Genomic DNA, 13,795 nt, shown 5'->3' on the forward strand with positions numbered 1-13,795 from the left:
ACCATCATCACATTATTTTCCCATCCAAAGCGCTGAAAAAATACTCATTTGTCTGAGTTTTTACATACCAAGCAGGTATAAGTTCATTGCCATCAAAAACATACACCATATCTACAAACTGTACGTCATCTACTTTATGGTCCTTCAAAAGTTTGCCTATATCGTAAAATCCGCCATTGTACTGGCCTGCGTAGTAAATATCCATATAGCTTACAATCGCAGATTTAATTGTCCCATTTGATACAAATACATATATTGGATCTTTGATATCACCGTTTTTCATGGCATACACGGGGTAATCATAATCGTAATTGAAGGCAAAACTATAATCTCCACCACTGCCACTGACACCTGTCAAGTAAACATTTTTCTCATCTATTCCTAAAGCTTTTATGAATTCCACCGCTTTATCTAAAGACTCTACTTTACCGAAAGTTAGTTTCGACGATGCGGTGGTAGTGTCAAAATATTCTATTAATCCATTTTTGTAAAGCCTCAATCCTCTCACACCATCGGTGTATATGTATGAACCACTGTTCTCTTTTATCTCCCGCACTACAGATATATTGACAAACACATTTTTGGTAATAGTCCTATATACTGTGTCATTTTCAAAGCCTCTATTTACATATCTTTTTAACTGAAAACTTTTTACCGCAAATGTGTTTTCACCGTATACATCGCCTGAGGTAGTGATAGAATAATTTATAGAACTTTGAAATTGCTTGCTTATAAGGCTTAAAAAATAGCTGGGATTTTTAAGATCTATGGCATAGTAACTGCTGTAATCCGTAAAGATAATTTGAGGCTTTACACCTAATTTTATGACTATCTCTTTTATCAAAGTGTCTTGCCCTATTTTCAAGATAGGTGAATCACTTAATTTTAAGGCATTTTTAAACAAATCCTCTGTTATGCCTTTTCCAAAATAAATATGTACAAAATCACCTTTGTGGTTTAAATCATTCTTTGAAAGTTGTGAAAGTGTTGTATCTTCAATCTCTTTTAAAATTTTTACCGTATTCATCCACACTGAATTTATATCGTTTGACGACGTTACATCCATAAATGTGCCGCTTGACTCTACAATGATAGAAGAAGGCCTCAATATATCAGAAATATCTACGCTTACTGGTATAGACTTGGTCATAAAAAAGCTTTTCTGAGGAAAAGATGTCCAAAGCGTGTAGCTAAAATAAAGGCTTGTAGAAACAAGCAATATGAGTACAGCAGTCTTAATATGCTCTTTCATAATCACACCGCTTTATTTAAAAAGCTTATTCCACAAGCCTTCCAACGTATCAACCGTAATCTGAATAATGCCATTGTTGCTTTGCAATACAATATGACCCTTTACCACCTGCACCTGTCCGTCCTTGACAGCCTTTAAAGTTACATAGTTGTCCCCTAAAGCCAATGTTATAAGCTTGGCAAAGAGGCCAGTATCACCTATAATCCACTTGTCATTCAAATTGTCGTTTAATATAAGCTCCACGTAAGTATCCGGCTGCCCATTGCCTGATATGACAAAGTATTTGTTGCTTGTGGTGACATCGCTTATATCTGATTTTACAGTTATCAGATCATCAGCAAACCCGTAAGTCATAAAAAATGTCATAAACATCATGGTGGCAATAACAAGGGCTAAAACCTTTTTCAAAAGTACCACTCCTCATCATGAACTGACATAGATATATAAAATTTTACACATGATACCTAATATAACCATTATTCTATAAATTGATTATAGAGCATCATTATTACAATAATGTTACACAAATATTAAAATATAGTTACGGTTTGACTAATATTTAAGCTTTACGGTTACGGTAGTGCCTACTCCAAGTTCGCTTTCTATGTTTATCTCCCCTCCATGGGCGGTGACGATCTCCTTTGCAATGGCAAGGCCAAGCCCAGTACCTCCAAGCTCTCTTGACCTTCCCTTGTCAACTCTGTAAAACCTCTCAAATATCCTCGGAAGATCCTTTTTGGGTATGCCAATCCCATTGTCAGTCACCACTATATATGCGGAATCGTCAAAGTACTTTGTAAAAACTCTCACATATCCCCCTGGATTCGTATATTTTATGGAATTTGACACTATGTTTAAAATCACTTGCTCCATCTTGTCTTTATCTATGCTTACGCTTCTTATTTCTTCACCTGCGCAGAATAATAGTTTCTGATTCTTCTTCTGAGCCTCTATCTTTATTTTGTACAAAACCTCTTCCACAAATTCATTGAGATTTGTCTCAGATAAATTTAACTTTCCATTTGAATCCATCCTTGATAAGAGAAGAAGGTCTTTCACCAGCCTCGTCATCCTGTCAACTTCTTTATCTATTATGTACAAAAACCTGTTCCTCATTTCATCGTCAACGCCGTCATTGAGAAGGGTCTCTGTGTAGCTTTTTATGGTTGTAAGGGGAGTCCTCAATTCGTGTGAGACATTTGCCACAAACTCTTTCCTCATGTTATCAAGGTTTTGCTGCTCCGTTATGTCGTGCAGCACAAATACATTGCCATCTATGTTTTTGTCTACTTTTATAGGACTTACAAACGACTTTAAAATCTTTCCATTGCAGTATATAAGACTTTCAGTATTTTTTAACTGTCCCTGGGCTATCTTCTCTAAAGGCTCATCCATAGCTAACTTTTCGCCAATCATCTTTTCTGCAGCATCATTGAAAAGTATGATCCTATTTAAGTCATTTGTAGCAATTACTCCATCTGACATGTAGCTTATTATGGCTTCTACTTTGCTTTTCTCATTTTCCATCTCATTTAGAGTAGTCTTAAGCCTTTTTGACATGAAGTTAAACATGCTGCCAAGTTTGCCTATCTCATCATCAGATCTTATGTTTATGTGAACGTCGAAATTTCCTTCCGCCATCTCTTTAGCGTACTTCGTCACTTCTTTTATGGGATCTGTGATGGTCTTTGCCAATATATATCCTAAGATGACTGTTATTATCACCGCTATAAATGTTGCACTTAATAAGATGAAATTCACATCAGACAGCGTATCATATACGCTTTTTAAAGAACCGCTAACATACACGACTCCTGATATCTTTCCATCGCTGTCAACTACAGGCATGGCGATGCTTCTCAATTTACCGTTTGAATTGTTGTCATTTGTGGTCTCCATCCCTTGCTTGCCAGACAATGCTTTTATGACTGCAGGAGTTAGCATCTTGCCTTTTTCTCCTGTGGAGCTGGCTAATATGTTGCCGTCTTTGTCAAGTATGTACAAGTATTTTATGTAAGCATTAGGACCTAAATACATGTTTATTATGTTGTCTAAGCTTGTTTTGGAATTCATGTTGTCTTTCAATGTGAAGGCGATGCCTGTAGCTTGTGCTTCAATGTAGTTTTCGAAATTCGTCATGTGATAATTTTCTAAAGATTTGAAAAGGTATACCCATATTATCTCCATCGCCACAAGTATCAAAAGACCATATATGAGTATTATCTTCCACTGTATGCTTTTATAGTTCACTTTCTTCGCTAAAATAATAACCAACCCCTCTTTTGGTATGTATATACCTTGGGTTTGCCGGATCATCCTCAATTTTTTCCCTAAGTCGCCTTATTGTAACATCAACCGTCCTTACATCGCCAAAGTATTCATAACCCCAAACCTTTTCTAAAAGCATCTCTCGCGAAAATATAAGCCCTCGGTTGGCTACCAAAAATTTTAACAGGTCAAACTCTCTCGATGTAAGCTCGATGGGTTTCCCATTTTTCTCCACTCTGTACTTTGACAAATCGATGTTTAAGCTATTTACACTTAAAACATTTGACATAGTCTCACCATTGCTTATGCCGCTTCTTCTTAAATTAGCTTTTACCCTGGCAATAAGCTCTCTCATAGAAAAAGGTTTCGTCACATAGTCGTCGGCACCCAGCTCCAATCCTAATACTTTGTCTACTTCCTCTTCCTTTGCCGTAAGCATCAATATGGGTGTAGTCATAGTCTGCCTCAATATCCTTAAAACCGTAAAACCGTCCATTTTTGGAAGCATGACGTCGAGGAGGATAAGGTCAGGATTTTTTTCTTGAGCCATCTTAAGACCTTCCTCCCCATCATATGCCTCTATCGTATTGAATCCATTTTTTTCTAAATTGTACTTCAATATCTCCACGATCGGCTTTTCATCGTCTACTATCAGGATTCTGCTCAAATGCCATCACCCCTTAACATTGTTGACAAATGTATCAAGCTTTAAGCCAGTTTCTTTGTAAAAGCTTGACTCTATACTCATTCCGCTTCCCAAATCTCTAAGCATCTCTCTTATAGTCTCCATGCCAAATTTATCGCTTATGGCCTTTGTCACCTGAAAAGCCCTTTTATACGCCAGCATCTCATCAAGTGAATCAAAATTATTTTCCAATTGGTCAAAAGTATATGGTTTCCCATTATAGCTTAAGTCTTTGCCCCATTCGTATCCATCTTGTCTGTACTCCTCTAAAAGGGCTATGCCTTCTGTAAACCACGTCGGATAATTGCCTTTAGCGATGTCGTCTACAACAAGATGCGTAAACTCATGCACAACAGGACCTTCGTATTGAAAAACTTTCGTCACATCCTGTCCTGAAGGTATCCAAAGGGCTGGAGATTCTATGCTTATTACACCATTTAGATATATTCCCATGGCATTTTCTCCTTTTGCAAGGGAAAAATCCTTATTCATTTCATCAGGATTGCTATAAACTATGATAACCGATTTATCTTTAGGTGCATATCCTAAATCTTTTATGACGCCATAATAGTGCTTTTCAGCCGTATCTATGATAAGCGAAACGTATTTGCTATCTGAATCTTGATATCTAACAATAAAATGTTTGCTTTCCTTAGTCTTAAAATTTTTTACGCTTTCTTCAATCTTGTCTTTGCCAATCACCTTATAAACCGGATATGCCTTTGTCAATATGCTTTCATTAAACAATAAAGCCAACACAAAAACAATAAAAACAATCGCCACAATGATTTTATTCTTCTTCATAGTGTATCACCTCACAAAATACTAAAAATATGTATATACTTAAATATATGAGGTAATACAATTACATTATAACCCAATGTCAAGCACATTGCAAAGTAAATTTAAGGAACAAAAAAGAGCCGTATTTCGGCTCTCATTTTAAGTACATCATAGGGTTTACTGGCACACCATTTTTTCTGACTTCAAAGTGGACATGTGGTCCTGTAGTATTTCCTGTCATGCCAACTAAGGCGATTTTCTGTCCTTTATTAACTTTGTCTCCCTTTTTCACCAAAAGCTTGCTGGCATGGCCATAATACGTCACATATCCGTTTCCATGATCGACCTCAACAAGATTTCCATAGCCATTTTCCCATCCTGCAAATACGACTATGCCTCCATCCGCTGCATATATAGGATCATTCATAGATGCTGCTATATCTATGCCTGCATGAAGTCTTCCCCACCTTTGCCCGTACCTGGACGTTATCACTATATGCCCTCGTATTGGATAATCAAGAGCGATTGTGGCTGAAGGGGTCTTAGTCCCTACAGATACAATCTCATCTGCTGGATCTTTTACCACCTCTTCGTTTATCACATCTTTTTCGGATATTTGCCCATTGTAATACTTCAAAACGGCAGTAACTATTTTGACACCATCTTCTCCATTTGCTACAACTTTGGAAGCGCCTGCAAACATGTCACCATCTTTTTGATAAACGGTTTCATACGGAATGTCATCCATGTACACGATTTTTCTCTCTGATACTACAGTCAAAACAGGTTTAAGCTCTTTTACTTTTAAAATCTGCCCTTTAAAAATTGTAGTGGTAACCATAGGATTTAATTTATATATGTCGTCTAACGAGATGCTAAATTTTCTCGAGATTGACCAAAGAGTGTCATGGTCTTTTACAGTATAAGTCTCAACATCATCACCTTCCAGCTTTTTTAAGGCTTCTCCAACTGTCTCGATTTTAACTGTAGGGCTATCTACCTCAACCAGTTTTACATCATTTTTGAAATAGACTTTCATAGACCCGTTTTTGTACTTGTCAAGGATATCATTAAGTACCCACAATGCGTCTTCTCTATTCTTTAGCGTCACTACATTTAAGCCATCAACTACAATCGCTGTGGGTCTATCAATGCGCACAAATCTTCCCTGTTCTACGTTATATGCAAAATGATTTAAGCTTTGATCTTCCGTACTGAAAAATGCACTTTTGTCGATGCCCATGTAGAAAACTACGGCAAACAAAATCGTCAAAGTAGCAGTTAATATAAATCGCCTTTTAATTGAAACTTTTTTGATCAGGTTGCAACTAAAAGGGTTTGACTTATCTTCGTTATCCATCGTCTTCTCCTTTCATTTGCGCATAGATTGCATACAAAAATGCGTTATTATTTTTTGTTTTTTTACAAATTTTATGCATATCAAACTTAAAAAATAGACAAATTTGTCGTAATATATATTATATTCTTTTAAATTGATGGTTATGACACATCGTGTTATAATTAAACTTGAGGTGGTGTACATGAGCAGATGTAACTTTTCTAATGATTTTGATGATATGGGAAGCACCCCCGTTAGCAATTTTTTTATAAATCATTATATGTTGGAAGCACCAGGTGAATACGTGAAAGTATACCTTTTAGGACTTAAATATTCATATTACAACCAAAGCTTCTCAATGGAAGAAATGGCAGATAAGCTTTTTATGTCAGAAGATGACATAGACAAAGCTTTGAAATTCTGGGAAAGATCTGGCGTAATCAGGCTTAGGTATTCTGACAACGAATATTACATAGAATATCTTCCACTTGTCAAAAAATCTGATGATGTACACACATTGTCGATTGACGACACTGAAGTCAAGCAGATGTTTGAAACGGTAGAAAAGATGATAGGCAGACCTCTTTCACCAACTGAGATGAACACTTACCTAAGCTGGGTGGATGAGTACGGATTCTCTCTGGAGATTTTGACGATGCTTATAAGTTACTGTGTGTCGAAAAACAAGACGTCTCTTAAGTACATGGAAAAGGTAGCAATTGCATGGCATGATGCAGGGCTTAAGACAGCGCTTGACGTAGAAGCATACTTAAAATCAGAAAGCGAAAAGTGGATAAGATACAAAAAAATCTTAAGAGCGCTGGGATTAAAAGATGACGATGTGATGGAAGCCCACAAAGCCATGATGGACAGGTGGATGGACGATTTAGGCTTTGACGTCGATGTCATCATAAAAGCATGTGACGAATGCGTTTTAAAGATAAACGAACCCAGTTTTCCGTACATCAATCAGATACTCATCAATTGGTACAACGATGGCATAAGAACTGTAAATGACTTAGACAAAATAAAGAAAAAACCATACACTAAAAAGACTGCTCCCAACTACAAAGTCCCTAAAAATTACTTCAATGGATACTCTCAGAGGACATACGATGTAGACGAGCTGGAAAAGAAACTTTTAGCCCATTCAAGAGGTGAATTTGGTGAATAACTTGGTTCAAGAGGTTTTAAGAGAATACGACATGCTAAGGGACAAGTCCTTGAAAGAAGCCCTCAGTAGGCGGGAAGAAGTCTACAGAAAGATACCGCAGATATCGCAAATAGACGATAAAATAAAGGAAATCGGCATAGAGATATCGAAAGCCATTTTTCTAAATCCCCAAAACCAAAAAGAATTTTTAGAAAACTTAAGGCATAAGCTTGTTCACCTGAAAAAGGAAAAGGCTGAACTTCTTAGGCTTAACGGTTACCCTGAGACATACATGGAGCAAGAATATGAGTGCAGCATCTGCAAAGATACAGGCTTTGTAAACAACAAAAGGTGCAGATGTTTTGAGCAAAAACTTATCAATTTGTACTACAAGCAGTCCAGCATAGAAGAAATAACTAAGATCGAAAACTTTGACAACTTTGACTATCACCTATACTCAGATAAACCATACAAAGGAAAAATGTCTCCGAGGGAAAATATTAAAAGCATAGTAGAAGTAGCCAGGGACTTTATCGACTACTTTGATGACGAAAATGAAAGTTTGTTTTTTTACGGAGATTCCGGACTTGGCAAGACTTTTCTTTCCCACTGCGTTGCAAAAGAACTTTTAGACAAAGGCAAAGTAGTCCTATACAGGACAGCTCCAGACCTTGTGGAAGGGCTAAGGCTTAATAAGTTGAATTCTGACAATGATTCGTACTATGAGTATACAGATTTGCTTAGAGAATGCGACTTGCTCATAATAGATGACCTGGGGACTGAACCTATTACGCCATTCAGCCTCCAGGAAATCTTCAGCATCGTCAACGCAAGGCTTTTGGCCAACAAGAAATTCATTATATCTACAAACTTGCCATTATCAGAGGTAATGAATATTTACCCAGAAAGACTGTGTTCAAGAATACTTGGGAATTTTAAACTTTTAAACTTCTACGGAGAAGACATAAGGATTAAGAGAAAAACTATAAATTAATCAAGCCATTCTTCGAAAAATCCTCCTGTATCCTTTCCAGTCACACTGTCCACTACGTCTATAAGGTTCTGCGTAGTGGCATTTTTATATTTGTACTCTGAATAGTACTTATCTAAGACCTCTTTAAACTTTTCATCTCCTATAAGGTTCCTGAGTTCATTGAATACCATTGCCCCTTTGTTGTACACGATATTTGTGTAATCATTCCAATCCTTAAATTGTCCTAATGTCTTCACCATTGCATCATCCTTATTAGTCTTGGAAAACTTATAAAATTCTCCTGAGATTATGGACTTAAACACCGCATCTGCCGTGGCTTTTCCGTAATACCGCTCAATATACATTATCGTCGTATACTCTGTAAGCCCTTCATCAAGCCACGCTTCCCTTACCTCATTATTCCCAACGACGCCATACCACCATTGGTGAGCCGTCTCATGTGCTATAACGTATTCTAAATTAAACAAATTGTCTTTTGAATAGAGATCTTTTGATATAAACACTAAATTGGGATACTCCATCCCACCCATGTAAAAATCCGACTCTACTACGCTGTACTCTTTGTACGGGTACTTGCCTATGTAACTATTGTAAAATCTTATGGCATCCTGTGCGTACTTTAAGGCTTTTAATCCTGAATCTTCATCAAAGTAATATGATTTGACCTTTATGCCGTCAACATCTCCTTCTGCTACTTTAAATTTAGAGCTCATGACGACAGCAAAATCCCTCACATCTGGAGCATCTATATTTAATACATCCATATCTCCCTGTCTTGTCTTAGACTTGATGACACCTGTTGTTGCAACTTCCATTCCTTTCGGCACAGCGAGTTTTACTTTATAATTTGATACATCGCTGTAAAATGGATCACCTAATGCGTAGTATGGATCATTGTTCCAACCGTTTTGGTCGTACACTGACAAAATAGGATAAAAATTTGTCACCTGAATGGTATTGTTGCCATAGCCGAATCTGCCGCAAGATGGAGGAATCTGAACTTTAAAACCTATAGCGAAGCTTATCCTGTCGCCTTTTCCCAATTTTTTAGGAAGAAGTATCTTTAAAATCTCGCCTGTTTTTTGATCAATGCTGTATGTAGCTTTTTCATTTTTGCCAAAAGTCACTCCATTTATCTCTATATACCCTGGCTTAAATCCATTTGGATATGCCAAGCCCATCTCTTCTTTTGTAAATGGAACCTTGCTTTTATCTTTAAATGCGTTGGGATACAAATGCATGTACACTTCACTTAAATTCACATCATCTGTGTTTATAAAATCTACAACTTCTGTTCCTATAATGGTCTTGTCTTTGTCGTTGTACTTAAGATCCATATTGTACACCGTTCTGTTGCTGTTTTTTATAGGCGCAAAATAGATGAGAAGCCCAATGGCAGCAACAAGGATCACCAGCCATATATATTTTTTGTTTTTCATTAAATCAGCTCCTCCATATTATTGTTCACTATATATTAATACGAAACCACAAATATTAGAACATAATTTGATTAAGCAAAACACATATTTACTTTCTCAACATATATTGATTATGAATCTAAAATAGGAGGGACAAAGAATGCACTTTATCTATTCACTGTTCATCGCTTTAGCCAATAATGTAGACAATATAAGCGTTAGAATAGCCTACAGCATAAGAGGAATTAAAATCACTGCGGTTAAAAATTTGTGGATATCCCTAATAACATTTATAATATCATCCATCGCCGCCATCTCTGGCAATATAATATCTGGAGTACTTAGTAAGCACATAAGCTCCATATTAAGCATGATTCTCTTTATCTCTATAGGACTTTGGATAGCAATTGAGCCGTATTTCAAAAAAAATAGCGATAGCCATTATGATATAGACGATAAAACGAAAAACATATACGACATATTGAAAAAGCCTGAGGAAGCCGATGTAGATGATTCTAAAGACATTGACTTTAAAGAAGCTACATTTCTCGGCATCGCCTTATCTATAAACAATATCGGAGGCGGATTAAGCGCTGGCATGATAGGCCTCAACTCTTTTTTTATAGGATTTCTGTCTGCTCTTATAAGTTTCATTGCCTTGTGGATTGGAAACTATGTGACAGACTTTTTAAATAGATGGAACTTTAGAAAAAAAGCAACAGTGATTGCTGGACTGATATTGATACTTATAGGCATAAAACAGATAATATAACCTTTATAAAAGGCGTCAGCAATGATGCCTTTTATATTTTAGTTTAACAATTGCGTAATAAACTTTTAACATATTTTACATACATATAATATCCATTTAACACAAAAGTATTATCATTTATTTGGAATAAAATATAGAAAGGGGTTTAATCATGAAGAGGTTTTTATCTTTCATCACAGCATTAGCAGTGGTGCTTTCCATCTTTGCAGTACAAAATCCAATTTTCGCTGACTCAAATTCAATAGGTGCCACAACTTTACCGGATCACATTACGCTTACTTGGACTCAAGATCCCACTACAACACAGACGATAACATGGAGGACAGACACGACAGTAAATTTAGGTCAGGTCCAGTACGGAAAAGATCCATCGCTGAAAGACGCCAAGACGATTGATGCAACAGTGCAAAAATTCTCATCAGATTTAGGAGACATGAATATTCACTCAGCTACCCTGACAAATTTAGATCCTGGTACAACGTATTACTACAGAGTAGGATACGGCAGCAACTTAAGCAGCATATATAGTTTTACAACAGAAGCAAAGGATACAAATTCATTTAAGTTTTTGATATTTGGCGACAGTCAAAGTGGAGTAGCCACAGATCCACAATACGGTCCATGGAAAACTACGATACATAATGCGTATAACGCTAATAAAGATGCAAAGTTCTTCGTAAATGTAGGAGACCTCGTCGAAATCGGGCAATTGTATACACACTGGAACAACTGGTTTGATGCAGCAAAAGGCGTGATAGATACAATACCAGAAATGCCCGTTGAAGGCAATCACGAAACATACCAATCGTCAAACTACGATGCAGGTAAGCCAAAGGATTTTGTAAGCCAGTTTCCCGTCCCGCAAAATGGTCCTGACGGATTAAAAGGACAAGTTTACTCTTTTGATTACGGCAATGCACATATAGTGATGCTTGATAGCCAAGAAGACGAAGAAGAAACTGTTTCAGGCGACATATTAGAAGCACAAAAAGCATGGCTTGATAAAGACTTAAAGAACACCAATAAAACATGGAAGATAGTCTTTTTCCATAAGACACCGTATTACAATAAAGCTACTCGTTCAAATGAACAGATAAAAGCAGCATTTCAACCTATATTTGATAAATACCATGTAGACGTGGTCTTTAACGGTCACGACCACGGTTATTCAAGGACATATCCAATCAAAAACGATCAATATGTAAAAAGCCCTGCAGATGGAACCGTGTATGTTGTAACAGGAAGAAGCGGCAACAAGTATTATCCAGATCTTTCACAAAAAGTATGGGATGCCTTTTTCTACGACCCACAAGACCAACCAAATTACATTGTAGCTACCATTAACGGCAATACACTTACGATAAAAGCCGTAAAACAAGACGGAACACCTATCGACACGTATTCAATAACAAAAAATCCTGATGGAACAGAAACAGATTCTCCACAGACTGTAGTCCCAACAAAATACAATGCAACTATGATGACTATATACGGCAACATGCTTCAACAACCTTTCATGCCATCAAATCCCAAACAAATAAACGGCAAATGGTACGTACCTGCAAGAGCGTTTATGCAATACTTAGGCAGCAACGTAGACTGGAACACAAACGGCACAATAAGTATAACATATGGAAAAACACAGGTAAACTTCAACATAGGCAGCACTAAAACACAATTAAACAGCAAAACATTGGAAATTCCAGACGCAATAGTATTAAGCAATGGCTTAACGTGGATATCGGCAGACGACTTAAAAACCCTCTTTGGCTTCAACTATAAATACGATTCAAATACAAACATGTTGATGTTCGTCAAATAAATTTTGACAAGTCATATGCTTTTATTAATGATGCGACATTCATCTATAACTTAATGTACAATTAAAAAACAGCTATGTCACCATATACCTATTTTTTGCATAAAAAAGCCGCTTTGGCCTATCCCGCCAAAGAGGCTTTTTTAATGAGATACTACATCAAGTTCTGTTACAATATCTTTAATCTGCTTTCCATCCAGTATGAAATTATTAATAAAATCATCAATGCTGTTAAATATCTGTTCTGTCTCTTTTTTGTAACTTTCTGAAATAAACACTTTTTCGCAGTCAAAGTATAGAGAATATTCCTTCTCCCCATGCTTGAATATTATCTCGCCAATATCATGTATGTCGGTTATAAATTCGTCCAGATTTCTATACTTATCATAAGGTATCATGTTCTATCATCATCCTAAACATCTTTAATCATTTCTTTTTCCTGCTCATTCAACTTATGACATTTTTCTAATCTTTTCTCTCTTTTACTCAACCATGCACATGCAGTATTTCATGAGGCCGGTCTGTTATGGTCAAACAAATCAATATCCAGCTTAGCATTGCCGTTTTCGTCGTAAATTCTTCTCTGTTCTGTTTTGCCACTATCTTTTTAAAATCAATTATCCTCCCAAATTTAAATTGTCCAGCTATTCCCTATATTACTTTACTAAGCTTACATCTCTGCTAACTGGCCGTTTTTCCTTCATGATTTTTTAGCTTTTCAAGCAGCTTTTACCTTCTCAAATAATGACAAATTCTCACTTAGTAAAACTTCTCTTGCTCTTTTGATTTCCATTCCACTATGATTAGATTAAATCTTTTAATGGTACTATTCAATCAATTTCTGTTGTTAAGTTTCAATTCCACTATGGTTAGATTAAATCCTGTATCTGAACTTGTAAATAAGAATATAATACCTTGTTTCAATTCCACTATGGTTAGATTAAATCCAAATTATATAACACAATATCACCTCTTTCATTGAGAGTTTCAATTCCACTATGGTTAGATTAAATCATTTATCATATCTTTGCCCCATTCAATCGCTTCAGAATTTCAATTCCACTATGGTTAGATTAAATCTTTCATTATCGCCCGTTATAACCTGATATAAGCCATATTTCAATTCCACTATGGTTAGATTAAATCCTCTTTTGATGTTTCTAAACTTCTTTTGAGTTCAGGATTTCAATTCCACTATGGTTAGATTAAATCTCCATATAGCACATTGATTAAATTGATGCAGGAACAATTTCAATTCCACTATGGTTAGATTAAATCAGAGTTAAAGATATGAAAGAATTATATAAATATA

12 protein-coding genes, 1 pseudogene and 1 CRISPR repeat array are annotated in these 13,795 nt (G+C 36.2%); of the genes and pseudogenes, 4 read left to right on the forward strand and 9 right to left on the reverse strand.

Annotated elements, in window-relative coordinates; translation table 11 throughout:
• Positions 1-7: 7 nt before the first annotated feature.
• The 7 genes and pseudogenes from yycH to BVF91_RS10940 form a co-directional block, all read right to left on the reverse strand.
• Positions 8-1,252: a two-component system activity regulator YycH gene (gene yycH, locus BVF91_RS10915; protein ID WP_085113432.1), complete on the reverse strand. Its 1,245-nt coding sequence runs from the start codon at positions 1,250-1,252 to the stop codon at positions 8-10.
• Between the two features lie 12 nt (positions 1,253-1,264).
• Positions 1,265-1,660, reverse strand: a complete 396-nt coding sequence (locus BVF91_RS10920; protein WP_085113433.1) for a hypothetical protein — start codon at positions 1,658-1,660, stop codon at positions 1,265-1,267.
• Between the two features lie 144 nt (positions 1,661-1,804).
• A complete protein-coding gene (locus BVF91_RS13675; RefSeq protein WP_502688660.1) occupies positions 1,805-2,284 on the reverse strand; it encodes a sensor histidine kinase in 480 nt (159 codons plus the stop codon).
• A 3-nt stretch (positions 2,285-2,287) separates the two neighbouring features.
• Positions 2,288-3,568, reverse strand: a pseudogene (locus tag BVF91_RS10925) (histidine kinase dimerization/phospho-acceptor domain-containing protein); the annotation flags it as partial.
• Entirely contained in the window at positions 3,492-4,187 is a 696-nt protein-coding gene (locus tag BVF91_RS10930) for a response regulator (protein WP_085113434.1), read from the reverse strand. The gene BVF91_RS10930 and the pseudogene BVF91_RS10925, both read right to left, overlap by 77 nt.
• Positions 4,188-4,193: 6 nt before the next feature.
• The gene (locus tag BVF91_RS10935; RefSeq protein ID WP_085113435.1) at positions 4,194-5,009 is read right to left on the reverse strand and encodes a peptidase MA family metallohydrolase; all 816 of its coding nucleotides are present in this window, start codon (positions 5,007-5,009) and stop codon (positions 4,194-4,196) included.
• A gap of 133 nt (positions 5,010-5,142) precedes the next feature.
• Positions 5,143-6,348, reverse strand: coding sequence for a peptidoglycan DD-metalloendopeptidase family protein (locus BVF91_RS10940; protein WP_085113436.1), 1,206 nt, complete (start codon positions 6,346-6,348; stop codon positions 5,143-5,145).
• Positions 6,349-6,529: 181 nt separating this feature from the next.
• Between BVF91_RS10940 and BVF91_RS10945 the strand changes: the two genes are divergently transcribed.
• Together BVF91_RS10945 and BVF91_RS10950 are read left to right on the forward strand one after the other, a co-directional pair.
• Positions 6,530-7,501, forward strand: a complete 972-nt coding sequence (locus BVF91_RS10945) for a DnaD domain protein (RefSeq protein ID WP_085113437.1) — start codon at positions 6,530-6,532, stop codon at positions 7,499-7,501.
• On the forward strand, positions 7,494-8,474 hold the full coding sequence (locus BVF91_RS10950; RefSeq protein WP_085113438.1) for an ATP-binding protein: 981 nt from the start codon (positions 7,494-7,496) through the stop codon (positions 8,472-8,474). The genes BVF91_RS10945 and BVF91_RS10950 overlap by 8 nt, the downstream gene beginning before the upstream one ends.
• Here BVF91_RS10950 and BVF91_RS10955 read toward each other — a convergent pair.
• The gene (locus BVF91_RS10955) at positions 8,471-9,913 is read right to left on the reverse strand and encodes a M1 family metallopeptidase (protein ID WP_085113439.1); all 1,443 of its coding nucleotides are present in this window, start codon (positions 9,911-9,913) and stop codon (positions 8,471-8,473) included. The genes BVF91_RS10950 and BVF91_RS10955 overlap by 4 nt on opposite strands.
• 139 nt (positions 9,914-10,052) lie before the next feature.
• On the opposite strand from BVF91_RS10955, the gene ytaF reads away from it, so the two are divergent.
• The gene (gene ytaF, locus BVF91_RS10960) at positions 10,053-10,664 is read left to right on the forward strand and encodes a sporulation membrane protein YtaF (RefSeq protein WP_085113440.1); all 612 of its coding nucleotides are present in this window, start codon (positions 10,053-10,055) and stop codon (positions 10,662-10,664) included.
• Positions 10,665-10,815: 151 nt separating this feature from the next.
• Positions 10,816-12,486 (forward strand): fibronectin type III domain-containing protein, encoded by a 1,671-nt coding sequence (locus tag BVF91_RS10965; protein WP_085113441.1) that lies wholly within the window; start codon positions 10,816-10,818, stop codon positions 12,484-12,486.
• Positions 12,487-12,626: 140 nt separating this feature from the next.
• Here BVF91_RS10965 and BVF91_RS10970 read toward each other — a convergent pair whose 3' ends face one another.
• Entirely contained in the window at positions 12,627-12,881 is a 255-nt protein-coding gene (locus tag BVF91_RS10970) for a hypothetical protein (protein WP_085113442.1), read from the reverse strand.
• A 387-nt stretch (positions 12,882-13,268) separates the two neighbouring features.
• Positions 13,269-13,761: a CRISPR direct-repeat array (repeat unit 30 nt; unit sequence ATTTCAATTCCACTATGGTTAGATTAAATC).
• Positions 13,762-13,795: the final 34 nt, after the last annotated feature.

Source organism: Thermoanaerobacterium sp. PSU-2 (assembly GCF_002102475.1).
GTDB lineage: Bacteria > Bacillota > Thermoanaerobacteria > Thermoanaerobacterales > Thermoanaerobacteraceae > Thermoanaerobacterium.

Coding starts and splice junctions, on each gene's coding strand:
- yycH (WP_085113432.1), bottom strand. CDS start 1,252: ATGAAAGAGCATATTAAGACTGCTGTACTCATATTGCTTGTTTCTACA.
- BVF91_RS13675 (WP_502688660.1), bottom strand. CDS start 2,284: ATGGATTCAAATGGAAAGTTAAATTTATCTGAGACAAATCTCAATGAA.
- BVF91_RS10935 (WP_085113435.1), bottom strand. CDS start 5,009: ATGAAGAAGAATAAAATCATTGTGGCGATTGTTTTTATTGTTTTTGTG.
- BVF91_RS10940 (WP_085113436.1), bottom strand. CDS start 6,348: ATGGATAACGAAGATAAGTCAAACCCTTTTAGTTGCAACCTGATCAAA.
- BVF91_RS10945 (WP_085113437.1), top strand. CDS start 6,530: ATGAGCAGATGTAACTTTTCTAATGATTTTGATGATATGGGAAGCACC.
- BVF91_RS10955 (WP_085113439.1), bottom strand. CDS start 9,913: ATGAAAAACAAAAAATATATATGGCTGGTGATCCTTGTTGCTGCCATT.
- ytaF (WP_085113440.1), top strand. CDS start 10,053: ATGCACTTTATCTATTCACTGTTCATCGCTTTAGCCAATAATGTAGAC.
- BVF91_RS10965 (WP_085113441.1), top strand. CDS start 10,816: ATGAAGAGGTTTTTATCTTTCATCACAGCATTAGCAGTGGTGCTTTCC.
- BVF91_RS10970 (WP_085113442.1), bottom strand. CDS start 12,881: ATGATACCTTATGATAAGTATAGAAATCTGGACGAATTTATAACCGAC.